Origin of the sequence: Photobacterium aphoticum, from assembly GCF_001029435.1 — a bacterium.
Lineage (GTDB): Bacteria > Pseudomonadota > Gammaproteobacteria > Enterobacterales > Vibrionaceae > Photobacterium > Photobacterium aphoticum.
This window is the reverse complement of record NZ_LDOV01000010.1, coordinates 39510-64881: the sequence shown is the minus strand read 5'-3', so window position 1 is coordinate 64881 and position 25372 is coordinate 39510. Positions and strand designations below refer to the sequence as shown.

The following is a 25372-nucleotide window of genomic DNA, read 5'->3' as shown; positions in this document are numbered from 1 at the left end:
TAAAAGCCATTCATCAAGTTACACGTATGGACATGATAAATAATCCACAACTTCGTTTAGGTCGTTTTCTCTGGCAAACAGACTCTCGTTCACTCTCTACCGATGTTGGTTCCCTCTCGTCAGAGGCTTTAGTACTTACTCAAAAGCAATTTAAATTGCTTCGGTGCTTAGTCGATGCCTCCCCTGACGTGCTCAGTCATGGACAAATTGTTGAAAGAGTGTGGCAGTCACGTCCAATCTCACAAGAAAGTTTGGCACAACTGATCAGCCGAACACGTAATACATTGTGTGATCGTGACAAAACCATTTTGGTAAACGTCCCAAGCAAAGGATACAAACTGGTCTTCACCGTGGTGAACTCAGCGCCAACACTCTTTTCCGAGACGGAAGATTCTCCTGCGATCGCTGAAAACAGCGAGATATGCACAAACAAAACCAAACAACCATGCTTCACCAAAAAGGTATTTTTTGGTGGCTGTACACTACTCTTCGCTGCTTCGTTATATCAGGCTTATGCTCTGGTGAAAGCGGTCTACTACAAGCATGAATATTTGTCTATTATGCAGGCGACGCCTTATCCTTACATCAATCGTGATGAGACAGGTCAGCGCACAATCGTCACTATCGACGATCATGAATGTCATTACACTAAAGGTAAGCATTTCTTAAAATGCATCAAAACAAATAATTAACATTTTGCGAATTCAATTTGTGTTAAACATGTTTCTATTCCGTTTTTTCGAAAAGTTATTTTCAATCAAATATGTTGTGATTGCGTTCTTAATCACCACGAATATAGCGTTATATTTCGGTATTCAATCACAAAAAACCCAATGGCATGGTGAGGTCGAAATCCCGGACTATACGTGGCTATTCTATACATGCCAGCTTAGTAACCAACTGAATCATCATGTGACTTACGTTGATGTCACTCAACCGGATCTCGAGACGGTCAGTTTCGACAGGCAGTATCCATTTAGCCCAATCGGTAACAACAAATACCTTCTCATTAATCAAGATATGCCGGTCAAAGTCCACCAGCAGACGGCCTATGCTTTGGATGATGAATGCCATCTCATTTTCCGTGGCCCACACCTTTTCCAAATCAATAACTTTGTATTGTCATGTCGGGAAGATTAGTCACATAACATGCGCATGATGTCAGCTAGGCTAATAGCGTTATCCAAGCTGACTTAATCCTCGCCATATTGCTAAAAATCATTACAATACGCCGACTTTTCTATCAGAGATGAACACCTCTTGAAACTGAGTAACAGGCTCAAACACATCGAACAACTGGTATCGGCGGACTACACCCACATTTGGGATTGTTGCTGTGACCATGGTTTTTTAGGTACGGCGTTATTGGCACGACAAGCCGCTCCTCATATTCATTTTGTGGATATTGTGCCGGCGCTGATGCAAACCGTTGAAGACAAACTGCAACGCTTCTATACGCAGTCTGCGTCAACATGGACAACCCATTGCATGGATGTGGCAGCACTTCCTCTTCATGACTATCCGGGAAAACACTTGGTTATCATTGCGGGTGTGGGCGGGGATTTAATCACGACCTTTATCGAGCGTATTCATCAACAACATCCAGATCTAGACATCGATTTTCTGGTCTGCCCGGTGCACCATCAGTTCACGTTGCGCCAGAAGTTGTGTGAGTTGGATTTCAGTTTGAAACACGAAGTGTTAGTGGAAGACAATCACCGTTTCTATGAGATCATTTACGTGTCATCAAGCGCTAATGATGCGATGAAGATCTGCTCTGTGGGTGAAAAAATTTGGCACGCCGCCACCGATGAGCAAGCGAGAACCGTTGAACGCTATCTTGAAAAAACACTGAGCCACTATCGCCGGGTTCAGCGAAGTAACAGAAAAGAGGCTGATATGGCTGTAGCGGCTTATCAGGCGATCACGCAAAAGAACTAGGCTGCTCAATCCCTGCCAAATCAGGGGCGTACCGGAACACGTGACTCAGTTCAAACTTCCGTGATGCCCCCTTAAACCACGTATTTTTTGTCACACCGAGTGAACCATACTCATTATACCCCTCATGCATTTTTTCATTTAAGGGCGATATTATGGTTTTCACCGCTTGGCGTGTTTTTTTCGTACCGACACCTCTGCTGCTCTGTTTTTTTACCGTCTCGGCTTGGCTATACAGCACTGGCGTATCCGCCAAACCGCTGTCAGAGTATGCGGATTCACTGCCCCCAATATGGAAACAAGTGAATGTGGACATGGCACGGGTCAGTTTTACGAACGATCCTTCCGGAAGTGCCATAATAGGTGATAATCCGCTCAATACGGACGTTGACAGTCCACTGATCTACTATACGACTCAAGCCGAGAACTGTTTCGATTTGCGACCGAAAGGGCACTATCAAATCATCAAAGCGAAAATCAATGACAGCTACGTGAATTTGCTCAACCTTTGCCAAGATAACGATACGGCGCTGCTCGTCCCGGCCAACAATAATGATCGGCTTATCATGTTATGGAATGCCGTGTTACGCCAAGAGACTACCGTCGCGTTTCCACTCAAAGATTCTTCTGTCATGCTAACGGCGGGGAAATACACCAGTGACGGATTTCGTACGATCTTTGAGGCCATCTATGATCACTCCCTCAGCACTCAACACTTAGCGGCGTGGACATACAATGCATCCGCCAACAACGCCATCGCCCCCGTATACAGCTACTTTTTTGGTTCATCTGTCTCAATCACCGATAACGGACGGGGAAAGAAGGTGTTTAATCTGATTGTGCAAGTAGGTGATGCCTGTACCACACGGGATCAGAGAGCTACCCGCTTTCGTGGTTTTCGACTCGATAACACGCCTTTTAACATGAATTTCCTTTGCATCGGCAGTGGGTATGCCATGTTGCTGCCTTACAATTATCAGGAGAACAGCAAATTAATCCAGCATCTGCGTCACCGCCAATACAGTGTGATTTATGGCGGTGGCACGCTGGGGAAAATTGGCCGCTTTTCCAGCGAGGGGCTCTCGTCGGCGGTAGAGCAAGTGGAAGTGAAATAATCCGCGCGCTTATCACACAATCAAGCCGAACCTGCTATGCAAAAAGCCAGCATCGGCTGGCTTTTATGTCTTGTTCATTCGTTTGCCTTACCCGTACTACTTCGTTTCGGGGTATTCGCCTTGCTTGCCTTGCGTATTTGCACTCACCTGCCAATGTTCATTAGGATCATAGCTTTCATCACAAATATCTAATGAAAACCCCATATCCACAATTTCTTTCAAGGTTAGGTTATCGGCTAACTTAGCGACATCACCCGATTTATTACGTAATTCCATAATCGCCTACCTCGTCTGCTTCAGTGTTTTGCCCTTTAACGTCCTCTTTAACTATAGAAGTGATGCATGCGGTTTTCATGAACAAAAAAAGGCCTGACTTATACGTCAGGCCTTTCTCGCTAATTAATTTTCGTTAACTGAATAACTAAATTAGATTTTTTCCCATGGACCGAATGGTACACCTGGTTCATCACCTTGTGTCCACCACTTCGCACGGTACTTCTCACCGTTGAAGGTCACTTCGTCACCGCCAACGTATACTTTACTCGCAGACCATGTTGTGCCTGGGTTTGGATCAGGATCAGGGTTTGGACCTGGGTTTTCGCCCTGAGCTTCCCATACCGCGCTGGTTCCAGGTTTTTCACCCTTCGTCCACCACTTCGCTTTGTATGTTACGCCTTCGAACACAACAGTATCACCGCCAACGTACACTTTGTTTGGATCCCAAGTGTTGCCAGGGTTTGGCTCTTCAGTCGCTTTCACTGTTACTGCAACAGTCGCTTCATCAGTCGCTTTACCGTCAGTCACAGTCACAACAAGGTTAACCACCGTGTCAGCCGTTACTTCAGGTGCAGTAAACGCGATGTCTGCGCCAGAAGCCGTTGGTGTAACCACTGCGCCGTTGTCCGCTGTGAAGGTCAGTGCGTCACCGTCTTTGTCTGTTGCAGACACAGAGATAACCACTGTCTCACCGCTTTTCACTTCAGCCGTTGCTGGTGCAGTCAGTACTGGTGGGTTGTTATCACCTGGTAGTGGTGCTTCACCTTTCACGTTAACAACAACAGATTTAACTGCGTTCTTCTTGCCGTCAGAAACCGTTACTGTGATAGTTTCAGTCAGGTCAACAGACGTGTTTGGTGCTTTGTAAGTAACGGTAGCAGTACCATTACCGTTGTCTACAACATCGGCACCAGTAACCGTAAAGGTTAGACGGTCGCCTTCTTTATCGGTTGCCGACACGTCAAAGCTGATCACTTGGCCTGCATCTGCCGTTTGTGCACCCGGTACAGTCAATACTGGCGCAGTGTTCCCTGGTGTTGGGTTACCATTAGTGAACACTTTATCGATTTCTTCAGCCAGTGGCGAGCTCAGGTTAGTACACTGCTTCAGCTTAGTACCGTAGTTAACGAACGTACCTTTACACTGAATGTCACCGTGCACCTGCCATACGATGATACCACCTAGGTCGTTATCAACGATGTACTGGGCTTTCTTACGCATTGCTTCTGGATCATCGTAGCTTAGGAAGTACTTGCCTTTCACCGCGTACGGTACTTCGGCGTTCGCATCCCACATGTGCTCCCAGCCAGTCTGCTTGATGATGTAGTTGTAGTTTGGCTGACCTTCAAACGCTTTCCAGTTGTCCAAGTCAACAGCAGATACAGATGGGCCGTCAACAGAGAAGTTAACGTTACGCTTGTCTGTTGGCGCACCTAGGTAAGCTGTGCTTTCTGTTGTCTGAACACCACGGCCATAGAATGCTGCACCGAAGTTGATCTTCTGGCTAGGGATACCCTTAACATTCACCATCCAGTTTTTCAGCGTATCAAGGTTCAAGCCCTCGAACTCTTCTTCTGGGTATGGGTAAAGTGGAGAGTTGTGACCCGTTACATTTGACCAACCACCGTTCAGGTCGTAGGTCATCATGTTGAAGTAATCCATTGACTTCACTAGGCGATCCCAGTTAAAGCCTTCAAGCGCTGCCGGAACTGCTTTAAATGCCGCCGTCAGTAGACGATCAGGACCGATACGCTCACGGATGTCTTCCATCAACTGTTCAAAGTTTGCGAAGTCAGCTTCTGTACCGGTGAAGTTCATACCGCCTGAACCTGGGTATTCCCAGTCGATGTCGATACCGTGGAAACCAAGCGCAAGCAAGGCATCAACGTCTTTCAGGAAGCGTTCTTTCTTCACTGGATCTGCCGCCATTTCAGGGAAATGCTTAGACATACTCCAGCCACCGATAGACGCCATGACTTTCACGCCTTTCTGGTTAGCAAGCTCGATCAGACCCGGTGCACCACCTTCTTTTTTCAGAGGGATAGGCATTTGACCTGTGATGCCGGTTGGTTCGTGTTTCCAACCACGGCCATCTTTCACAAAGCCTTGTGCTTTAACTTTCGCTAGCGCGTCAGCCTGCCAAGGTTCGTTTCCTGGGTACTCGTGGATGTACTCGAGTTCACCCCATAGGATATGGAAGTCCCAGCTTGAGTAAACGTCTGGGTGTAGAAGCGGACCTGGCTCCTGCACGGCGTTTGGCTGGTAAATGCTCTTGTTACGTAAATCACCACTGTGCATTGAACCGTCTTTAGCCACCCCGAAGAATGAGAAGTTCAAGATTGAGTAGATGTCCATATCTACGTTCAAGTGCGTTGCTTCACCTTTTACGCTGAAGCCAGCATCTGTACCTTTCCATGCTTCCCACTGGGTTAGGTAACCGATAACGGCCTTGTCATGGGTTGGTGCAGCAACTGCTGTAGCGGCTGTCCCGGCCATCAGCAAAGCAGCCATGGCGCCGGCGACTTTGCTAAGACGTAGTCCCTTTTGCATAATGTTCTCCACATAATGATTAATTATTCATCGATAACAAGCAGTGCTAACCTGCGTCTCAATCGATGTCATTTAGTGTTAGCTAACTTTTTTTGATTCGCGAAACTGTTGTTATTGTTTTACATGTCATTTCAAATGAAAATGTAAATGGGCTGTAAATGGGTTACTGAAACGCGCCATACGTTCAAATTTATCCTTGCTCAGAGTGTGTGTTCTCCACGCCAACCTGACCGCTCACAATAGAATATGAGAGTTATCAATAACGATAATAATCAATGAATGACAAAAAACTCATTAACTCCCCTTTCCTCAATAGGGACTCAAACGTTACTATGGCAACCCGAGGCGAAAATGACGTCAATTACGTTAATTTTGAGCGTGAAGCGTGATATTGCGGCAAAGTGAAATATTTCTGCTTTTACGAAAAATCTCGTTTCTTGACAGGGATTATCACTATCAAAATCGGCATTTAGCTATATAAATACGGTTTTGGGTCGCTATTTGCACAACGTAAGAAAATGTTAATGCCAGTATGTGACATTAATAACAATATTCTTTTTTTCATCACCGCCACGAGGATTTTCGCGCGTGATAGTGGCTGCCATTTCCCTGCCACACTTCCATTTCATAGGGATTGAACCATGATAAAAAATGCCACGAATCAATCTCAAGGCATGCTCCTTTTTCAACTGACTGCACGACAGTCATTTGCCATTGGCACACTCAAAGTCAAAGAGATTGTGCCGTACACACCATTAACGGCAATCCCGCATTCTCACCCAACCGTACTGGGTGCCGCCAACTTACGTGGCGAGACATTACCCATTATTGATATGGCTAAAGCCGTCGGCTACCCACCGATCAAAAGTGAAGAATTACGCACTTGCTATATCATCATTACGGACTGCCAACGCAAACTTGTCGGCTTTCTGGTCAGAGGGATCAATAAGATCACAGCCTGTAATTGGCATGATATTGAGTCGCCGCCAAGTACGCTGGGACGCAATGTGTTCGTGACCGGTGTCACCACCGTGGAAGGCAAGTTAGTGCAGTTGCTAGATGTCGAATTGCTGCTGTCGAAAGTCTTTCCAGAATCCCCAAGCAGTTTGCATCCCGTACTCACGGATATGCAGCGTGAAAAACTGCGCCCGCTGAAAATCATTCTGATTGATGATTCTGCAGTCGCGCGTAAACAACTGTCACAAGCGTTAGACAGTATCTCGATACCGTATTTTATAGCCACCAGCGGACAAGAAGCATTAGATATGCTCCACCGTGCCGCTGCAGCGGGTGCACCGTTTGATATCATTGTCAGTGATATTGAGATGCCAGGGCTAGATGGCTACGAGCTCGCTTTTGAAGTGCAAAATACACCTGTATTAAGCCATGCCTATATTATTTTGCATACGTCATTGAACAGTGAGATCAGTGTGTCGCAGGCCCATCAAGTGGGGGCCCATGAAGCCTTAACGAAATTTGAAGCGAACGAATTAATCCACGCCATGCTACGCGGTGCGGAACGCAAACAGACTGCCTTGATACAGTCGGCATAGCTGTTGGTATCACTGTCGGCATAACGGCCGGTCGCAATCACGACACAAACGCTATAGAAAGAGGAATCTATACTTAATTCACGGTACATACTAACAAGGTTTGTATTATGACAGTATTATTCTGGAAAGCGTTGTTCTTGAAAGCATGGCTCTTACTCGGCTTATTCTGTCTGAGCAGTACAGCTTGGGCTACGGGCGGTGGATTAGGTGGCTTACCATCTCCCACCACCCCGTTTATGACGGTTGCTGTCTGCTTAGATAAACACGGCAAACCCTTACCTCGCACCCAACATCAAAAACAAACGCGCACGTGCAATATCACGGGCAATGAAACTATCGATACCATCAATCGAAAAAAAATATAATCACTGACCCAAGCAATTTGGTTGCTTGGGTTTTTCTTCTTTTTATTTTCTCGATTTATTCGCTTCACCTTTCCAGTCACGCGTTTTTTGCGAGGAGTATCGCTTTTCTTTGGCTTTTGACGTTCGGCTGACAAAAGCATTATTGAGTCATGGAACAATAAGTTCAATCGCACATTTTCTTTGTGTCACTTGTACTTAACTCAACTGCTGTAATCATGATGATGATCAAGAAAAGCCTAGCCGCACTCTCTCTGTTTGCCTTCTCTACGCTGGCTCAAGCCTCTCCTGAACTGTTAGCCCCAACGGAAGTGGACAATGGAACGTATGAGTTAATTGAAACACTTGAAATACAAGGTGATATTAATGACAGCCTTAAACACCTAGTCACAACAAATATCAAAAATAACCACAGTGAATACTATGTCATCAGTGATATTTCTGAGGACACCAGTCAAAACACCCTGACGGTTGTACTGCGTTTCTATAATTTCCCACACAGTCCATTAACAATGGATCAGTCGCTATCCTAAGGCGCTTCACGACACTTTCATTCACATCAGATTACCTGCATTGGGGTAATCTGATCACTCTTGTGTGGTTTCAAACGTTTCCGATAAACAACAATGTTTTTTGAGCATCTCGGCCAATATCTGTTTGCTGACCGGCTTTGACACGAAATCATCCATACCAGCCGCCAAGCATTTCTCTTTCTCTTCTTTCACCACATTCGCCGTTAACGCAATAATGGGAATATGCTCGCCATCAGATTCGCGCTCACGGATAGCCTGAGTCGCCGCAAACCCATCCAAAACGGGCATTTGGCAGTCCATGAAAATCAAATCAAAGTCATGTTCTTGCATCATGTTAAGTGCCACCTGACCATTTTCTGCCACATGCACCTCTGCCCCTAACTTTTCAAGCATTAATCGCGCGACCTTCTGATTCACGACGGTATCTTCAACCACTAAGATCACCGACGATGCCTTTGCTGATTCAGCACAATGCAAGCCACTGGTAACCTTTTTGTCATTTGAAGCAACTGGCGTTTTTGCCGAATAAATGCTCGGAGACGGCGACAGACTTTGTTCGCCAATCGCTTTTACGTCTGACTCAACGCTCTGGGTTTCGCACTTTTCAGGTAATGCTGACGGCTTCGTCACGGTGCTTGACGCGCTTATCAACTGTTCCAAAACCCAATACAGATGCTCCGCTTTATAAGGACGAGCCATGAACGTTTGGATGCCAGACATTGCTGCCCGCTCCTCATCACCGTGTTCTGGCGCGGCAGATATCATCAACAAGTTAGGACACTGCTCCCCTAATGACTCCGTTAACTTTGATGCTAACTGAAAGCCGCCCATTTGTGGCATCCACTTATCGATAATGACCACATCAAATGGCTGTCCCGCTCTCTCTGCCCGGATAATTTCATCAAGCGCATGATGGGGATTATGACAAGAGATAGCTGTGACGCCCTGCACGGCGAGTTGTGATGTCGTAATGCGCATATTTAACCGGCTGTCATCCACCAAGAGTACATGCTTATCCTGCAACTCAGGGTACGATTGCCCCTCCGTCGCTTCCCCGTATGCAAAACATAAGGTGAATGAGAAACAGCAGCCTTCCCCCAACGCACTGTCTAATGTCAGCTCGCCGCCCATTAACTGCACCATTTCCCGGCAAATCGCCAGCCCCAGTCCGGTTCCTCCATACTGACGTGTGGTACTGCCATCAGCCTGCTGAAACTTTTCAAACACCAGAGCATGTTGGGCGGGATCGATCCCAATGCCGGTATCCTGAATAGAAAACTGTACCCGGCATTGTTCTGCTGTTGCCTCTTTATGTTGCACCGACAAGCTTACCAGCCCCTGCTGAGTGAACTTCACCGCATTACTCAACAAATTCGTCAGTACCTGACGCAACTTCGAGCCATCCCCCATCAACAAGGGGCTGACTGACGATTCCACGGAACACGATAAACCAATCCCTTTTTCTGCCGCTTTCACCACAAATAACGATTCGACTTCTTTAGCCAGAGAAAACAGATTCACTGGCATCACATTCACTTCCATTTTGCCGGCTTCAATTTTAGAAAAATCCAGAATGTCGTTGATGAGATCGAGTAGAGACAACGAAGAGCTGTGCAGCATCGTGATATATTCTTTTTGATCACTGGGCATTTTCATCTCTAACATAATGCCAGATAGGCCAATGATCCCATTCATTGGGGTGCGGATCTCATGACTCATGTTCGCCAAGAACTCACTCTTTTTAAGATTGGCCTTTTCTGCTTGCTGCCGTGCTAACTCTAATTGCTGGTAGGTTTCCTGAATATGGCTGACAGACTGATTATAACGGGCTGCCAGTAACGAAATTTCATCCTGAAACCAACGCGGCGGCAAGGCAATGGGCACGGGGACTTGCTGCTCATCAAACTCGGTCACCGTTTTCGCCATCAGGGTTAAAGGACTAACAATAAGGCGGTACGCCACAAATAATATGGCTACTGAGATACAAAACACCAAAAGTGCGTACCCGACTAATAGTATCATTCCTTTTTTTAGCAGATTGTCATAAATAATCGATAAGTCAGACTGCACCAGTAAGGTGGCCAATTGATAATTTTTTTTCGATGTCGCATATTCTAATCTCCACGCCTTCTCCGCTACTTTGTCCGTTAATTGCTGACCAAACGCGATTATCTCCTCTTCGCCATCGGTAATCTGCAAATACGATATACCGGGTAACTGCATAATACCTTGAGCCTGAATAGATAATTGTGCTCTGTCTTCGACCCATAAACTGGCAGAGAGTGCAGAGACATCACTGTCTTCAATTTGTAAAAATAAGGCTTGTATATCAGCAATATCAGACCTGTAATCAAAATATAAACTCAGGCTGGAAGACAAAATGGTAAATACTGAGCTTATTATCAAAATAATAACCAACAATTGTTTTGATACGCTCAGATTCCACTTATTTTGTGATTGCCAATTTACTTTTGCCATCCTTATGCTCACGCTCTTCACATCCCCCACTACCCTAATCATAGACCCCATTAGAATTTGTTGAAAAAGGAGTCAGCATGAATAAAGGCATCACATTGGCATGCGCCCTATTGGGGCCGGCAGCGACAGTCTGCCATAGTGCAGAGACGGTGAACTATTACGTTATTGCGAAGCAGGCCGCTCCCTTTCAAATCGAAAGCAATAATCACCATTCGGGCATTGTGACAGAGATTGTTCAGGGGATTTTTTCTGGCAGTCAATACGATATTGCTTACCACACTTTCCCATTTAATCGGATGATATCAATCTTAGAGACAGGGGGAGAGCCTAACTGGTTAACCTATGGCAGCCCCACATGGGGAGGCGTACAGGCAGAAAACTTGTCTGACGAGTCTATTTACACCGTGAAGCACGTGTTAATGAGCAGTAAAATAGGAGCATTAGAATTTAAAACGATGGATGACTTGGCAGGTAAAGTGGTCGTTCTGCTACACGGATTCGACTACCCACAACTAACACCATTTATCAAGGATGGTACCGTGGACGTCATTCGCGTCAAAGATTATAGCGCCGCATTCCGAATCATCAATAAACTCCCGGGAGAAGCGGCGTTTGTAGAGATGGCATCTCGGATTAAGTACCATCTAAAAACGAATAATCAACTATTATCAGACTATAATATTACCTCCTTTCAGAAAGTCATTCCTGATTATTCTATTTACCTGGCCTTTTCACCCGACATGAATAAAACCCTCCAAACATTCATCAACCAGCGATTAATGGTGATGCATCAGCGTGGAGAGATAGACACAATCGTCCACCATTACTATTAGGGTGCTTTATTTTACCCATTAACCACTATAAATACAGGGTTATGCTGTTAGTGACAACACGTTGCTGTCACTAACAGCGACGATAAGGTATTGATATTGTTGCTTCCTTTTTCGAATTATAACCAACACCATCCGACACCCAAAAAAGAAAAAACTTTTTTGTGTACAGATAATATAAACCGTCGACTTTTATCACTTTATGATTACGACGGAATACTTTTGTATCGATGTGTGTTCTCATTGTTGTGCCGTTAGCTATTATTTAATTTTTGCTTAAGAGAGAGGATTAATATTTGACGCATTTAATCAGACAAAATGAATCCACTCACCAGCATATTCCGAGGCAAAATACAGAATAAAATGAAAACAATGTAACAGACTGAGAGATGTTGGAATAAAAACGGCACCATATCACACTATGATGCCGTTGGCGTTGGTCTCGGATTATACCGTTTGAGGCAACTTAAGCGTTGTCGCCTGGTTTACGTGCACCTGTCATGAAGGCTTCAAGCACTTCAGGTGTCAACTCACCGGCTTCCTCAAGACGCTTGAGCTCCTCAACAATACGCTTTTGATCTTCTAGAGAAGGAAGCGGCAGTTCTGGCTCTTTTTCGATATCTTCAGGGATACTTAGATTGTCTAGCATGTTTCAACCTTTGCTTTAACTCGATAAATAAAACAACTGTCGGCCATTATACATGATAAATCTTCCCGTTACCTCTCCCGAGCATCGTGCCACTGCATTACCCAACCTGTTGTGAATCCACAATGATTTCATAATCATGGCCGGACTTATGAAACACGTATAAGGGGATTTCACCCAGCTTGGGGTGCTTAAAATGATAATGCCCATCGGGGAAATGGGTACTGCCGTCCCCTTGGAAATTAATCACGAAATGTTCTATCACACGGCCTAAGTCATCAAACCCGTGACGCTCTAGTGGCAACACGGCGTCGACGACAAAGTGGCCTTCTCGTCCCTGCTCATCAAACAAGCTAATGGTTTCCCCTATCAGCTTCTGTGCATTATTCATCGATAGTGGGTTCATACCGCTCCCCCATGAGAGTTAACAGAAGATAGTGCGTTTCTCTATGTAAAGCGTAAACCGGATCAGAACAAACACAATCACAGGACAGGACAGGACAGGACAGGACAGGACAGGACAGGACAGGACAGGACAGGACAGGACAGGACAGGACAGGACAGGACAGGACAGCCTACTACGCTTAATTGAGAGAGGGGAAATTACAGATAACAAAAAGGGCACCCTCAGGCACCCTTCATTTTATTCATCAAGCGATGATAAGAAATTAATAGTTTTCTTCGTACTCCGGAAATGCATCACGCTGGCGCGCGACACGACGCTTTTTCTTCCTTGATTGCTGATCGAAATCTTGAAAATCATCTTCAAAATCGAACTTGTTTTTTGACTTAGACCCTTTAGCGAATTTTTGATCTAACTTAGCCATGACTGTTTCCTGAAACTCTTCCAGAGTAAGTAACTAATTACTATTAAGTTGTACACTTACAACAATACTGGATCTATTGCACAGTACTGTTGCCGATATAAACAGCAGCAAAGAATAGAAGAAGACAGCAATGCAAGATGCTCGTGTCCCGCTTCCACACTCACGTTGCGATATACATCAACCGTGTTCCCCTGCCTTGTCAGGGGGAGCAAACTGAGAATAGGAGATCATCGTATTTTGTGTACAACGAGTAATTTTTATCATCATCATCAATACTGCTTATGCAACAGTCCGCATTAAATACGGTTATACACTCTGGATGATTTGCGTAAATGGTACTGCAAGCATCGCTTCTAGCATTTCCAGCTTTTCAGTGTCTTCACGCCACACTAAATACAGCGATTGTTCCATGACTGGCGCGCCTTCAACCGGGAACAACAGGCCCTCTTGTACGCTGCTGGCCACAACCGGTGATGGCAGAAAACCGACGGCATTATTGTTAATCAAAAACTCCACCGCCATCTTGCTGGAGTGAGTGTGCATGATCGGTGTTTTTTGCAATTCTGTGATCCGGCTATGCTCAAGCGAAAAACGTGTGCCCCAATCGAGGTAAACCAGTGGACGCGCCTTCACTTGATCCATCGCACAATCTGGGAAATTAGTGACGAGTTGCAATTGGTAGTCACGTACTTTGGTTACGTGAAGGTGCTCAATTTTCGGTGGATCACTGGTAATCGCCACATCGATACTTTTATCGAGCAGTTGTTTAGCCAAGCTTTGGCGCGGTACCGATTCCAGACGCAGCGCTAAACCTTCCACATTTTGGTAGATGCGGCTGATCCAATCAGAAATCCCATCGAACTCCCAAAACAACGAAGAGGCCCCGATCGTTACTTGCTGATTATGGCTGTCACTTAAGGCCACATCCTGCTTCGCCCGTCCCCATGTTTGCAAAATCGCCTCAGCATAAGGCTGTAGGCGCTCACCGGCGGCAGTTAAATGCACATTACCGCGTTGACGAGAAAACAAGTCATTACCCAATTGGGTTTCAAGCTGACGTATACGGAAGCTGACCGCAGACTGGGTCAAAAAAAGATTGTCTGCCGCGCGACCAAAGTGACGGGTTTTTGTTACTTCAAGGAATGTTCTGAGTAGTTCTGTATCCACTAGCGATCTCAATAACTAAGGAGAATATAAAACCATAATAATACATCTGAAGAGGGACTTACATTACTCAATCCACAATAAGTGAAATTTATCGTCACGACGAAAAAAATTTGTTTTACAACTTACCGTCAGTGAAAGAATATCACCGCAAATCTCGTCCGGAAGCATATTAAATGAGAAGTGTAGGCAAATTTTACGACGATAAAAATTTCCCACGTGGCTTCAACCGTTCTGGTGTATTCACCGTCAGTGAAGCTCAACTGTTAGAGAACTATGGCCGTACTATGCGCGCCCTAACAGACGGGTCATTGGCTCCTCAATCCGAAGTTGAAGCAGAGTTTCTTGCGGAAGTCAGCGGCGAAAAAGACATGCAATCCAGTCTTGCGAAGTGCTGGACTAAGTACGTAAGTAAAACCACTAACAAAGTCCGTAGTTACACCCTTTGCGTATCTCAGCGCAAACAGAACGGTGCCTACGATGACGATGATGATGTTGATAACGATTCTTCTGACATCGACATCTAAAAAATATGACAGAACTTCCTGTTCTGCATAAAAAAGAAAATTAAGTAATCCGAATAAGCCATCCACGCGAGTGTGATGGCTTAATTCTTTTTCACCCTGTCGAAGATGACAGCAATTAGGCAACTGCTATGAAAATTTGTTTTGTTATGTACCCGTGGGATAAAGTTGAGCCAGAAAACGACTCAACACTGCGCATGATTCACGAAGCTGCATCGCGTGGTCACACGGTAGCCATTACAACACCGAATAACCTAACAATGCGCCACAGCACTGCGCTGGCTTTCTGCCAGGTGTTGAAGCAAGGTGAGATTTCTTCAAACATCCCTAGCTTCTACCGCAAAGCCGAGTTCAACAGCGCTCAGCTACCGCTTGCAGGTTTTGATGTTATTTTCATGCGTGCCAACCCGCCGCTAGATACGATGGCGTTGAACTTCCTAGATTCAGTTCGTGATCAAACTTTCATCATGAACGACATCGACGGTCTACGTGTAGCCAACAACAAGCTATACACCACGTCGCTGCCAGATCCGAACAACGAGTTCATCCCTGTAACACACGTATCTAAGAACCGCGAATACCTACAGCGCGTTCTAGAGGAAAGCACTAACGATCGTATGATCTTGAAGCCATTGAACGGCTACGGCGGCAAGGGCGTAATCCTAGTCGAGAAAAGTGCGAAATCAAGCGTGAAGTCACTGCTAGATTTCTACATTGGCGATGACCAAAACTACGTAATCCTTCAAGACTACATTGAAGGCGCTGAAGAAGGCGACGTGCGCATCATGATGCTAAACGGTGAGCCTATCGGTGCAATGCGTCGTGTACCTGCAGAAGGTGACGTGCGTTCAAACATCCACGCTGGTGGCCGTGAAGTGAAACACGTACTGACTAAAGAAGAGATCCAACTGTGTAAGCACATTGGTCCTAAACTGGTTCGCGATGGTCTGTACTTCGTGGGTCTTGACGTGATCAAAGGCAAACTGGTTGAAGTTAACGTACTGAGCCCAGGCGGCATCACACGTATCAACCGTCTAAACCGCGTGAAGCTACAAGCACAGGTACTGGACTTTGCTGAAGGCGTAGTAAAAGCAAAAGAAATCGGTATTGCGCGTAAGAACGAATTCCGTCAGGTAATTGCTGATGCTACAGCTTACTGAAGCTGAGGTGCTGGATAAGATCCAGCAACTCATCCCGTTTGAAGCACAGCTCAATGACGGCAGTCTGACCATTCGCATCAGCGAATACCAGCCGTACATTGCCACAGCGATCCATCACGGTCACCGCCTGCGCGGCGACCTGATGCCAAACTGTTTGCTGAATGAAGACGAGCGTTACTTCGAAGAAGATCCGTTTACCGGTGATTTCATCTCCTCGCTGCCTATCGTGCTGCAAGGGGAAGATTCTCGCTACGAGTACGATTTAAACCGTGGCCCGGACAACTGCATCTACGAAGAAGCCTGGGGCAAGCCAGTATGGGCAACGCCACTGACTGACGCTGAGCGTGCTGTCTCTCTGGAAAAACACAACACCTACTACCGCATTCTGGCGTGTCTGGTTGACACACTGGAAAGCCATTTCGGTTTGTGTCTGCTGTACGATCTGCATTCGTACAACTACCAGCGTATTGAACGCGAAGTCCCGGTATTCAACCTGGGGACTAAGCAAGTAAACCGCCGCCGCTGGCGCAAAGAAATCGATAGCCTGATGGACAAACTCAGCCACATTGAGTTGCCAAATATCGATGTGACTGCGCAGGTGAACGATGTGTTCCAAGGTATGGGTTACCAAGCGACGTTCGTGAAGGAAAACTTCAAGAATACCTTGATCATGCCGCTGGAAGTGAAGAAAGTCTTTATGGACGAAGCCCGTGGGGAAAGCTACCCGCTGGTTATCGAAAAAATGAAGGCGGAAATGAAGAACGTATTGACCGAGCACGCGGCAGAAACCATTCTGCGTCGTACCAAGGTCAAGAAGTTAACCAGCAGCCACATTCTGGCGTCTAAGCTGCCACGTGAAGTGATCAAGCTTGACCGTCAGTTGCATGCGATTGCACGCGGTGTGAATACGCTAAGCTACATCAACCCGCTGAACATCAAGCAGGAAAAACGTCGCTTCTTGCAGCGTCCGCATGATTATCAGCCGAACTTTACGTATCGTCAGCTTGACCTGGATCCGTACAAGTTCCGTGAGCAGCTTTACCGTCTGCCGGTTGAAGATATTCGCGATGCTGACATCCAGCAGATGTACCGCAAAGTGATCGACCAGCTGGCTGTACGTATCGACCTGCTAACCAGCATCGGTACGGATGAGTTCTTGTACAACTCGCTGCGCTACTACGGCCAGCCTGATCAGCAAGACATCGCCAACGCGAACTTCATTTTGCATGCGTGCGAATATGATGAGCCGGAAGACGAAACCATCACGGCACAGCAAGCCATCCAAGCGTTTAAAGACGCAGCCGATGACTACGGCATTAAGTGTAAGATCGCAGGCTCTAAGCAGCTGATCGCACGTGCGATGGTGAGTGGTCGCAACATCAAGGTGAACTTGGGTGCTAAATTCAATCAGAAAGATTTGAATGCCCTGATCCACCACGAGTTGGGCGTACACTTGGTAACCAGTGCCAACGCAGAAATGCAGCCACTGAAAGTGTTGCAGCTAGGCTTGCCGGGTAACACCCATACGCAAGAAGGCCTGGCGATTCTGTGTGAGCACCTGTCTGGCAGCTTCCCGCTGCACCGCCTGAAAACACTGGCGTTGCGCGTGATTGCGGTTGACATGATGGTACGCGGTGAGACCTTTAACGAGACTTACCACGTGCTGCATCACGAATACAAGCTAAGCAAGGACGATGCATTTACCATCACAGCCCGTGCTTACCGTGGCGGTGGTTTTACCAAAGACTACCTCTACCTGAAAGGCTTGAAAGATGCATTGCATGCGTACGCGAATGAAGATTTGACGTCGTTGTTCGTGGGTAAAACCGGTTTTGAGTTCAAACCCTTGCTGGATGAGCTGATCACCCGTGAGATTCTGAACAAGCCCGCTTTCCTACCGAAAGCACTTGAGCTGAAAGAAAACCACGATCCAATCATTGATTACATGCTGCGCTGCATCAAGTAACCAAGATTGAAATAAAAACGCCGGACAGGGTTTCCCTCTCCGGCGTTTTTTTATCTGTCCTCAAGTGACAAATTATCCCTTCCGGACCATCGTAAAGCCATTCACGCATTCTTCTCTCATTGCTGATACCGTCAGAATACGGCATGCTGTGCACAAGCTCAGCAATGGAATTGCGCTCTCATGGAATCCCTGTTTCTTCAGCAAGCACGCAAGGCGTATAACAGCAACAATCGCACCCACTACCCGCTTTACGGGCAATCCGTGACCAATCTGGATGCGGTTAATTTCTATCTCGGTCAAGCCTGTCATCTGACTTCCCCCACTCTGCGTACCGACATCCTGATCACCCTCGCCAATATGGCAACCTTTCAGGGCAACCTACCCACGGCCTTAGGCTTGTATCAGCAAGCACTGGTCCATGCGAATACCCAGCAGCAAGAAGACATCTTGTGTTATCAGACCATGTGGTATGCCATTACCGGACTCGACAAACTCGCAGCAGAGACTCAATGCTCACTACAGGCGCGCACCCCACACCGAGCCCAGTCACTCTCCAACGTTATCGACACCGTAAACACGCTACTCACCACGCCGATGGCACTGTCGGCTAAAGCACTGCCTGCTATGCCTGGAGAGACGATGACTCTGCACGCCTTTGTGATTCTCGGCCATAAACTCAATCCCGATGGCAGTCTGTCGGATTTGCTTCAGGCTCGCCTTGAAGCCCTATTAATGCTCAAACAGCAGACGCCGACCAGCCGGATCATCGTGACCGGTGGTGTTCAACAAGCAGGAATGACGGAAGCCGAGTGCATGCAGCAATGGTTAGTGAAGCACGGTGTTGATACCCGACATATTTTGATGGATACCCTTGCCGCGAATACGTTAGAAAACACCAGCAACAGCTTGGCCATTGCCGCAAGTCATGGCATCACACACCTCACACTGGTCACGCATGCTAACCATGTGCATCGCGCACTGACTCTGTTTAACAGCATGCAACAATCCGCAGCGACGATAGCCATCAATGCGACCAGTGTTGAGTACATAGAGAAGATAAAGCGTGCAGCGTGTACAAAGCACGCTGTGACCGACGGAAACACCACCACCTTGCCGCCGCCCAATGGGCAACAACGTATTAACTGTGTGATTGATGCATTACGGGGATTTGGCCTGCCCGCTTTTCGGGTAGGCCAGTATGTGGAGATTTAGGAGAAGAAAGCCACTGACGACGCCATTAACGGCTCTTCATCCATCGGTTTACCGCCTGAATGACTTTTTCCATTTCAGACAATAAACGCTGTTTGGCCTGCACCGCCGCCTGCCCACTGACCCCTTCACAGGCTTTCGCAGCATTGGCCAGTTCACTGATCCCCAATGCATGGGCCGATCCTTTAATTCGGTGTGCTAATGCGGGTAAGTCACAGTTTTCAGCTGCAACCAGGCGATAGTCCGACGTTAACGCCGCCTGCACCACCTGTGACATTTCAAGCTGTTCTTCCACATCGTAATCGCCTAGCCAAGAGAGTGTGACTGGGCTGTCCTCTTCTTTGGCTGAGGTGAAGTATTTACCCAAAATACTCGATAACTCACTCAGGGTATAAGGCTTATAAACGATATCATCCATGCCCACTTGCTTGATTTTCTCTGTCACCAGACGGGAATCTTCCGCCGTGCAGCCAATCACGGGTAAGTGCGATAACGTTGTATCCCCCTTGATCTTCAATGTCAGTTCATACCCATCCACATTTGGCATGTGGCAGTCAGTGATCACCACATCTATTTGGTGGACTTGCGCCTGTAACGTCTGGATAGCTTCCAGACCATCATTCACAATGACCGTGGTTAACCCTAACTTAGACAACTGCTTTTGGAACAGTAAACGGTTGATCGGGTCATCATCCGCCACCAGCACCGTACCAGAGAATTGCACCATCTGCCCTGCCGCCATCGCGTTCGGCATGTAAGCAGAAAGTTGCTTCAGTAACACATCCGGATACACATTGTCACTCTCGACCATCAACGCAATAGAAGCACTGTCAGACGCTACATTGTCATCAATGCTCACTTGCCATACCGCTAACCACTGGGCAATACGTTGATCAGCGGCAAACACCGGTTTGCATTCATGCTTATCTACCGGAATGAAAGCCGCCGGCAATGTCACTGTCACCGTGGTGCCTTGCCCTTCTTCACTGACCACATCAATGGTGCCGCCCATCAATACCACCAAACGCTGAACGATAGACATCCCCAGGCCAGATCCGCCATAGCGGCGAGTAATGGTACGGTCACCCTGTGCAAACGGCTGGAATAAATGCGCCAACTGCTCTTGGGTCATGCCACAGCCTGAATCTTTCACCTCTAATTGCAGGTACTGCTCAGCCGTAATCACGGAAACGGCAATATGCCCATGATCGGTAAATTTAATCGCATTATTGAGCAAGTTATTGATGATTTGCACCACGCGGTGCCAGTCAAGTTCAGCCATGCACAATGCGGTTGGCTGCCAGTCCATCACGAACTGCAATTTCTTAAACTGGGCATGGCTTTCAAACGTGCGGATCACCGGACACAATTCATTAAACGCATTACTGCGGTACATATCCAGTTGTAGCTGCTCGGCTTCCATCTTGGAAAAATCAAGAATATCGTTCACCAGCAACTTCAAGCGCTCTGCGGACAGTTGCGCATTTTGCATCAGTTCCTGGTTTTCTTTTTGCTTAAGTTTAGAGCTGAGCAATTCCATCAACCCCATCATCGCCGCCAACGGCGTACGCAGTTCGTGGCTGATCATAGCCAAAAAGGCTTCTCGCGCTTTCAAAGCATGAATCGCTTGCAGTTTTGACTCTTTCAGTTGCTGTTGCTGCTGTTTCAGCTCAGTGAAATCATCGTATACCGTGATGTTGTATTCTTCCCCGTCACGCGGGTTGATCACCGATTCACGCAATATACGGAAATATCGATCTTCAATGGCACATCCCACCTTACTAAGGTGTAATTCCGTTTGCTCATCGTCCGTCATCACGCCGCCCAATGCACTTAAAAAGAAGCAAGGCTGCTCATGATGAGCACAACGGTTCAACTCACACGCATACAAGCAGGTTTTAAATGCCTTATTCGATAAAATCGGTTTACCCGAACCATCGGTGATCACCACCATGCCCGGAATGTTATCCAGCAGTTTCATCAGCCATTCGACTTGTTGGTAAGAACGCTTTTCCGTCGCTCGCGCTGACAACAAGGAGACTTTTAATCGCTTGGTGTGAATCAACCCAGCCAGAATAATCAAAACTGTTAGCCCTGCCACCCAGGCTGCAACATGAGTTGCGGTTCCTTTGTCAAAACCATATTGCGCAATAATGCGATGGTGATTTAAGCGGGCTAAATCAATTTCATTGTCTGTCGTGATTTCAATAGCGGCGTTAAATACACCACGCAAAAGATCTGAATCTTCGCGTAATACAATCCCTAACTCTACATCCGCTAATGAACTGTTATCGGACACGACTACGTCAAAATGTTTGCCTTTATTGAAGTACAACTGCACATCCAACACACTTTGTGGCACATAGGCATGAGAGATCACGCCGGCAGAAATATCTGATAGCAGTTGATTAATGTCTTTATAGAGCAAGTATGGGGTAGAAACGAGGGCTGTCGAATCCCCTTCATTAAAGCTATTACACCTATCCAAGATAGCCAATTTAGCTTCTTTTACCGACTGCTTACTTTTTATCAGTACCCATTGCACGGTGAAAAAGGGGGTTGTACCAATGAATGAATCAGTATTTTGCAGATCAACAAACATTCCGGGAATAAATTCCACCTCCCCATTGACCAGCATCGATTTCGCTGAACGGCCATTAGGAGGTACGTATTGAAAAGCCAACCCGGTTTTACGTGAAAACATGTCCAAAATATCATGCACATAACCCACAACACGGCCTGATTTAGGATCTCGGTATGACAATGGATGCAAATCATCACGCATCGTGTAACGTAATACATTGCGTCGATATTGATCAGAAATAGACTGTAAAATCAGATCATTATGCAGAAGTGTTAATTTTGAATATGTTGACGTGAATAACTCATGCTCGATGGCAAATTGAATGTAACGATTTATAATCGCCATTAATTCCGAATGTGTATCCGTCATCACAAATGATGCACCATCGGGGTTAGTATGATTCAGTAATTCGATTTCACCTTGCCATTCACCCGATTTAATCTTGCCATAATAATCATACACAGTGACGTAATTCACAATCGCTGCATCAGCCAGACCAGATGCCAGGTTATAGATAAGCTTTTCCGGTGTGTCTACCTTTTTCAGAGCTTTAGGTGCGAGTGCCGCCAGTTCATCACAAGCGAGCATGCCTCGAACACAAACCCAATGCATCTCTCGCAACGGCTTTTTTTTCGCATGCTCATTGGCATACCACTTCACATGGTAATTTTGAAAAATAGGATCAGAAAATATCGCCATCTGACGGCGTGCTTGAGTCGAAATGAAACCTAATGATGCGTCTGCCTCACCAGAACTGACGGCAGAAAACATGTCTTCATATGTTTTAAAATCAACAAATCGAATCGGTAACTGCAACACCTTGCCCAGTTCCACAATAAAATGCTGATAACTTCCCTCTATACCATCAGCAGATTTACTGCCCCAATACGATGGGCGATATTGGGTTGGTCTCGCCACCACTAATTCATCATGTTGTGCAATGATCTGTTTCTCTTCGGATGTTAAGGTGAATGATTCTGCTAACGCATTGCTACATAAAAGAAAAAAAACAATCAGAGCTAAAAACAGGCGATTCATGGGCAGGGATTCAAAATAAAAAACGCAGCATCATAATGCAGCCCCTATAACCTGTAAATTAGATTCAATATTTGCTTACAATTCCTTCAAAGAAGGCCACCCCGAAGACCGGAGTGGCCCATGCCACCTAGTAGTACAAACCATATTCCGTGTACTCAAAAGGTTGCAATTCATACTGCCCCTCGAGGAAGGTGACTAAATCAATCAAGTCCGTCACGGTCATCACATCGTTATAGCTCGGCATGATAGATTCACCTGAACGCACGACGATTTCGGGATCATAACCATGCGCTATCCGGTGCGATGGGTTAATGATCGACATGACGAGATCCTGGTAATTTTTCAATCTCTGGACTTTCCCCCCGAGGGCAATGCTCACTCCGGACTCATCCAATTCCGCTGGCCGCTCATACCCTTCAAGGGTGTGGCAACTCAGGCATTGGTATTTGACGAATAACTCAGCCCCATGCGCTGCATTCCCCTCCGGCAGCGTGAAGCTGGCGGTATTACCCCGCTCAGGCTTGTCACACGCAGTCAGCAGGGCAACCGTGGATAAGATGAAAACATACGCTCGTTTTTTCATTGCACACCACTCCTTTACCATTCTGTTATGCACTCAGCTCTCTGGAACGAAAGCAGGCATGTAAAGCGTAGTCAGTGTCCAGAAAACAGAAAAACCTCCGGGTGGAGGTTTTTCTGTTTGAGTCAGTCAATGTTTACGGACAACGTCTTCAGATTTTGAATCGCCCGACTTGGGTTCTCAGTTGCTGGCACCGCGTCGCTAAGGTCACAAACGCTTGCTCTGTACTTTGAATGGTACCGCTCATCTCCTGACTTTTTTCTGCAATACGCTGAACGTTCTGGTTAATATCTTCACTCACCTGACTCTGCTGTGTCGCCGCCGTGGCAATTTGCAGGTTCATCTCATTGATCACATTAATCGATTGGCTGATCGCATCCAACGAACTGTTGGCGCTATTCGCCTGCTCGACCGTACTGATCCCGCTTTCACGACTGCTCGCCATGGCAACTACGGCTTCTTTTGCGCCGTATTGTAAGCGTTCAATCATGGCCTGAATCTCGCCGGTACTCATTTGCGTTTTGCTGGCCAGTGAACGGACTTCATCAGCCACCACCGCAAAACCACGCCCTTGCTCGCCCGCACGTGCCGCTTCAATCGCCGCATTCAATGCCAGCAAATTGGTTTGATCAGCAATGCCTCGGATCACATCCAAAATCGAAGCGATATTACCTACATCGCGTTCAAGTTCGGTGATCACTTGGCTCGACGCATCAATGTCATCGGCCAACTTATGGATCGAGACAACGGCATCGCCCAGCACATTACGTGCCGTATCCGACTCTTCACTCGCACGCTGACTGGCTTGCGCCGCATCATTCGCATGCTGGCTCACATTGTCACTGGTCGCGCTCATCTCATTCACCGCCGTGGCCACCTGTGCACTTTCTTCTTGCTGTGATGCGGCATTTAGCGCGACGCCTTGTGTTTCTTGTTGAATATGTGCCGTCGCTTCTTGTACCGTCACCAGTGTTGATGACACTTCACTGATGGTTTGATGAATGGTTGTCACAAACGCATTAAAAGCCTCTCCTAACTGCCCGACTTCATCACGGCTCTGTACGTCAATGCGTTGGGTTAAATCACCGTCACCCTGAGCGATATCGTGCATACTCTCAGACAAACGACGTAACGGTGTGATAACAATGCCTGAAATAAACCACGTTGTGAGCACAGATAACAGAATGGCCACCAGCACGCCAATACTCAGTGCGCGTGTTGCTAGCGTAATTTCATCATCAATCGCAACTTGCAACGTTGCCGCATTGGCTTCCACGCTGCTTCGTACCACTTTGAACAAATCAATCAGTGTGGCAAATTCCCGCTCAATGGCTTCACGCTCATTGGCATAATAGGCCACCGATACGGTCGGGTTCTCGACCATATACGCGTAGTGTTTTACCCAACGCGCATACTGCTCTTCCAGTTGGTCGATGGTCACTTGCAAACTGCGATCTTGTAACCCTGCATCCACTAATCGCTGCGCTGCCAGCAGGCGCCCCAATGCTTTCGGCTCGTCATCAGCATAGAGCATCTGATAATGGGCAATTTGCTCCGGATCATTATTGGCCAGTACGACCCCTTTGCCGGCGGTCGTGACCTGATACAAATCTCGATAACCGTCATCCATATCGACCAACACCGGTTCAATATGATCATCCAATACCTTGTCGGTGTTAATTTGATCATTAAACACCACCATCACTAACGCAAATAAGCACGAGAAAATGGTCACGACAATAAAAACAGGAGCAGCAAACTTAAAGCGAAAACTCAAATTATGAAACCACGACATATACTTCCTTATAAATCATTGGGCTATATACCCATTGTTATGAATGCGTTGTGATTTTTCCGTATATCAATATCCCTATCAAAAGATATCGCTAAAAGTGGTTACCGTACGCCAGTTGGCCTGATATTTTTTACTCATGAGTGGCAATATTGACTCAACTAAAAATCAAACATCGTTCAAAAATCAACACACTTCCATTTTTCAGTAATATCAAAATTTTATTCATTGAATTGTCATCTATATA

22 protein-coding genes and 1 pseudogene are annotated in these 25372 nt (G+C 46.6%); 11 read left to right on the top strand and 12 right to left on the bottom strand.

Annotation, left to right across the window (positions count from 1 at the left end):
* Window positions 1-26: 26 nt before the first annotated feature.
* The gene (locus tag ABT58_RS23670; protein WP_158261708.1) at window positions 27-692 is read left to right on the top strand and encodes a winged helix-turn-helix domain-containing protein; all 666 of its coding nucleotides are present in this window, start codon (window positions 27-29) and stop codon (window positions 690-692) included.
* 178 nt (window positions 693-870) lie between these two features.
* Here the strand turns inward: ABT58_RS23670 and ABT58_RS04315 are convergent, their stop codons facing one another.
* Entirely contained in the window at window positions 871-1074 is a 204-nt protein-coding gene (locus tag ABT58_RS04315) for a hypothetical protein (RefSeq protein ID WP_047873139.1), read from the bottom strand.
* A gap of 186 nt (window positions 1075-1260) precedes the next feature.
* On the opposite strand from ABT58_RS04315, the gene ABT58_RS04310 reads away from it, so the two are divergent.
* Together ABT58_RS04310 and ABT58_RS04300 are read left to right on the top strand one after the other, a co-directional pair.
* Entirely contained in the window at window positions 1261-1941 is a 681-nt protein-coding gene (locus ABT58_RS04310) for a tRNA (adenine(22)-N(1))-methyltransferase (RefSeq protein ID WP_047873138.1), read from the top strand.
* A gap of 152 nt (window positions 1942-2093) precedes the next feature.
* Window positions 2094-3053, top strand: coding sequence for a hypothetical protein (locus tag ABT58_RS04300; RefSeq protein WP_146147197.1), 960 nt, complete (start codon window positions 2094-2096; stop codon window positions 3051-3053).
* Between the two features lie 96 nt (window positions 3054-3149).
* On the opposite strand, the gene ABT58_RS04295 is transcribed toward ABT58_RS04300, so the two are convergent.
* Entirely contained in the window at window positions 3150-3329 is a 180-nt protein-coding gene (locus tag ABT58_RS04295; RefSeq protein ID WP_047873135.1) for a hypothetical protein, read from the bottom strand.
* 150 nt (window positions 3330-3479) lie between these two features.
* Window positions 3480-5879 carry a glycosyl hydrolase family 18 protein gene (locus tag ABT58_RS04290; RefSeq protein ID WP_047873134.1) on the bottom strand — a complete coding sequence of 800 codons (2400 nt, stop codon included), beginning with the start codon at window positions 5877-5879 and terminating at the stop codon, window positions 3480-3482.
* Window positions 5880-6520: 641 nt separating this feature from the next.
* Between ABT58_RS04290 and ABT58_RS04285 the strand changes: the two genes are divergently transcribed.
* The 3 genes from ABT58_RS04285 (at window position 6521) to ABT58_RS04280 (ending at window position 8327) form a co-directional block, all read left to right on the top strand.
* A complete protein-coding gene (locus tag ABT58_RS04285; RefSeq protein ID WP_189595439.1) occupies window positions 6521-7432 on the top strand; it encodes a chemotaxis protein in 912 nt (303 codons plus the stop codon).
* A 107-nt stretch (window positions 7433-7539) separates the two neighbouring features.
* Complete coding sequence (locus tag ABT58_RS23950; RefSeq protein WP_146147196.1) at window positions 7540-7797, top strand: hypothetical protein; 258 nt, start codon at window positions 7540-7542, stop codon at window positions 7795-7797.
* 215 nt (window positions 7798-8012) lie between these two features.
* Window positions 8013-8327, top strand: a complete 315-nt coding sequence (locus ABT58_RS04280; RefSeq protein ID WP_229821502.1) for a hypothetical protein — start codon at window positions 8013-8015, stop codon at window positions 8325-8327.
* Between the two features lie 54 nt (window positions 8328-8381).
* Here the strand turns inward: ABT58_RS04280 and ABT58_RS04275 are convergent, their stop codons facing one another.
* Together ABT58_RS04275 and ABT58_RS24365 are read right to left on the bottom strand one after the other, a co-directional pair.
* Window positions 8382-10289, bottom strand: a complete 1908-nt coding sequence (locus ABT58_RS04275; RefSeq protein ID WP_229821554.1) for a response regulator — start codon at window positions 10287-10289, stop codon at window positions 8382-8384.
* Window positions 10290-10373: 84 nt separating this feature from the next.
* A pseudogene (locus ABT58_RS24365) lies at window positions 10374-10805 on the bottom strand (hybrid sensor histidine kinase/response regulator); the annotation flags it as partial.
* 77 nt (window positions 10806-10882) lie between these two features.
* Between ABT58_RS24365 and ABT58_RS04270 the strand changes: the two are divergent.
* Window positions 10883-11638: a substrate-binding periplasmic protein gene (locus ABT58_RS04270; protein WP_047873132.1), complete on the top strand. Its 756-nt coding sequence runs from the start codon at window positions 10883-10885 to the stop codon at window positions 11636-11638.
* Window positions 11639-12101: 463 nt separating this feature from the next.
* On the opposite strand, the gene ABT58_RS04265 is transcribed toward ABT58_RS04270, so the two are convergent.
* From ABT58_RS04265 to hdfR, 4 genes are all read right to left on the bottom strand, one after another.
* Window positions 12102-12284, bottom strand: a complete 183-nt coding sequence (locus tag ABT58_RS04265; RefSeq protein ID WP_047873131.1) for a restriction endonuclease subunit S domain-containing protein — start codon at window positions 12282-12284, stop codon at window positions 12102-12104.
* A gap of 97 nt (window positions 12285-12381) precedes the next feature.
* Complete coding sequence (locus ABT58_RS04260) at window positions 12382-12687, bottom strand: DUF6916 family protein (protein ID WP_047873130.1); 306 nt, start codon at window positions 12685-12687, stop codon at window positions 12382-12384.
* A 262-nt stretch (window positions 12688-12949) separates the two neighbouring features.
* On the bottom strand, window positions 12950-13108 hold the full coding sequence (locus ABT58_RS24175) for a hypothetical protein (RefSeq protein ID WP_169749954.1): 159 nt from the start codon (window positions 13106-13108) through the stop codon (window positions 12950-12952).
* A gap of 306 nt (window positions 13109-13414) precedes the next feature.
* The gene (gene hdfR / locus ABT58_RS04255) at window positions 13415-14275 is read right to left on the bottom strand and encodes an HTH-type transcriptional regulator HdfR (protein WP_047873129.1); all 861 of its coding nucleotides are present in this window, start codon (window positions 14273-14275) and stop codon (window positions 13415-13417) included.
* A gap of 173 nt (window positions 14276-14448) precedes the next feature.
* On the opposite strand from hdfR, the gene ABT58_RS04250 reads away from it, so the two are divergent.
* From ABT58_RS04250 to ABT58_RS04235, 4 genes are all read left to right on the top strand, one after another.
* Window positions 14449-14799 carry a MaoP family protein gene (locus tag ABT58_RS04250; protein ID WP_047873128.1) on the top strand — a complete coding sequence of 117 codons (351 nt, stop codon included), beginning with the start codon at window positions 14449-14451 and terminating at the stop codon, window positions 14797-14799.
* Window positions 14800-14927: 128 nt separating this feature from the next.
* Window positions 14928-15956 carry a glutathione synthase gene (gshB, locus tag ABT58_RS04245; protein WP_047873127.1) on the top strand — a complete coding sequence of 343 codons (1029 nt, stop codon included), beginning with the start codon at window positions 14928-14930 and terminating at the stop codon, window positions 15954-15956.
* Entirely contained in the window at window positions 15940-17922 is a 1983-nt protein-coding gene (locus ABT58_RS04240; protein WP_047873126.1) for a flavohemoglobin expression-modulating QEGLA motif protein, read from the top strand. Before gshB ends, ABT58_RS04240 begins: the two co-directional genes overlap by 17 nt.
* A 180-nt stretch (window positions 17923-18102) precedes the next feature.
* Window positions 18103-19134, top strand: coding sequence for a YdcF family protein (locus ABT58_RS04235; RefSeq protein ID WP_047873125.1), 1032 nt, complete (start codon window positions 18103-18105; stop codon window positions 19132-19134).
* A gap of 25 nt (window positions 19135-19159) precedes the next feature.
* On the opposite strand, the gene ABT58_RS04230 is transcribed toward ABT58_RS04235, so the two are convergent.
* From ABT58_RS04230 to ABT58_RS04220, 3 genes are all read right to left on the bottom strand, one after another.
* Window positions 19160-22633 (bottom strand): ATP-binding protein, encoded by a 3474-nt coding sequence (locus ABT58_RS04230; RefSeq protein WP_158261707.1) that lies wholly within the window; start codon window positions 22631-22633, stop codon window positions 19160-19162.
* 247 nt (window positions 22634-22880) lie between these two features.
* Window positions 22881-23336 (bottom strand): c-type cytochrome, encoded by a 456-nt coding sequence (locus ABT58_RS04225; protein ID WP_047873124.1) that lies wholly within the window; start codon window positions 23334-23336, stop codon window positions 22881-22883.
* 148 nt (window positions 23337-23484) lie between these two features.
* Complete coding sequence (locus ABT58_RS04220; protein ID WP_047873123.1) at window positions 23485-25128, bottom strand: methyl-accepting chemotaxis protein; 1644 nt, start codon at window positions 25126-25128, stop codon at window positions 23485-23487.
* Window positions 25129-25372 lie beyond the last annotated feature (244 nt).

Excerpts from the sequence above, each read along its gene's own strand:
- ABT58_RS04250 (WP_047873128.1), top strand. The coding sequence starts at position 14,449 with ATGAGAAGTGTAGGCAAATTTTACGACGATAAAAATTTCCCACGTGGC.
- ABT58_RS04220 (WP_047873123.1), bottom strand. The coding sequence starts at position 25,128 with ATGTCGTGGTTTCATAATTTGAGTTTTCGCTTTAAGTTTGCTGCTCCT.
- ABT58_RS04315 (WP_047873139.1), bottom strand. The coding sequence starts at position 1,074 with ATGGCATTCATCATCCAAAGCATAGGCCGTCTGCTGGTGGACTTTGAC.
- ABT58_RS23950 (WP_146147196.1), top strand. The coding sequence starts at position 7,540 with ATGACAGTATTATTCTGGAAAGCGTTGTTCTTGAAAGCATGGCTCTTA.
- gshB (WP_047873127.1), top strand. The coding sequence starts at position 14,928 with ATGAAAATTTGTTTTGTTATGTACCCGTGGGATAAAGTTGAGCCAGAA.
- ABT58_RS04260 (WP_047873130.1), bottom strand. The coding sequence starts at position 12,687 with ATGAACCCACTATCGATGAATAATGCACAGAAGCTGATAGGGGAAACC.
- ABT58_RS04290 (WP_047873134.1), bottom strand. The coding sequence starts at position 5,879 with ATGCAAAAGGGACTACGTCTTAGCAAAGTCGCCGGCGCCATGGCTGCT.
- ABT58_RS24175 (WP_169749954.1), bottom strand. The coding sequence starts at position 13,108 with ATGGCTAAGTTAGATCAAAAATTCGCTAAAGGGTCTAAGTCAAAAAAC.
- ABT58_RS04270 (WP_047873132.1), top strand. The coding sequence starts at position 10,883 with ATGAATAAAGGCATCACATTGGCATGCGCCCTATTGGGGCCGGCAGCG.
- ABT58_RS04285 (WP_189595439.1), top strand. The coding sequence starts at position 6,521 with ATGATAAAAAATGCCACGAATCAATCTCAAGGCATGCTCCTTTTTCAA.
- ABT58_RS23670 (WP_158261708.1), top strand. The coding sequence starts at position 27 with ATGGACATGATAAATAATCCACAACTTCGTTTAGGTCGTTTTCTCTGG.
- ABT58_RS04295 (WP_047873135.1), bottom strand. The coding sequence starts at position 3,329 with ATGGAATTACGTAATAAATCGGGTGATGTCGCTAAGTTAGCCGATAAC.
- ABT58_RS04240 (WP_047873126.1), top strand. The coding sequence starts at position 15,940 with ATGCTACAGCTTACTGAAGCTGAGGTGCTGGATAAGATCCAGCAACTC.
- ABT58_RS04280 (WP_229821502.1), top strand. The coding sequence starts at position 8,013 with ATGATGATGATCAAGAAAAGCCTAGCCGCACTCTCTCTGTTTGCCTTC.
- ABT58_RS04225 (WP_047873124.1), bottom strand. The coding sequence starts at position 23,336 with ATGAAAAAACGAGCGTATGTTTTCATCTTATCCACGGTTGCCCTGCTG.
- ABT58_RS04265 (WP_047873131.1), bottom strand. The coding sequence starts at position 12,284 with ATGCTAGACAATCTAAGTATCCCTGAAGATATCGAAAAAGAGCCAGAA.
- ABT58_RS04235 (WP_047873125.1), top strand. The coding sequence starts at position 18,103 with ATGGAATCCCTGTTTCTTCAGCAAGCACGCAAGGCGTATAACAGCAAC.
- ABT58_RS04300 (WP_146147197.1), top strand. The coding sequence starts at position 2,094 with ATGGTTTTCACCGCTTGGCGTGTTTTTTTCGTACCGACACCTCTGCTG.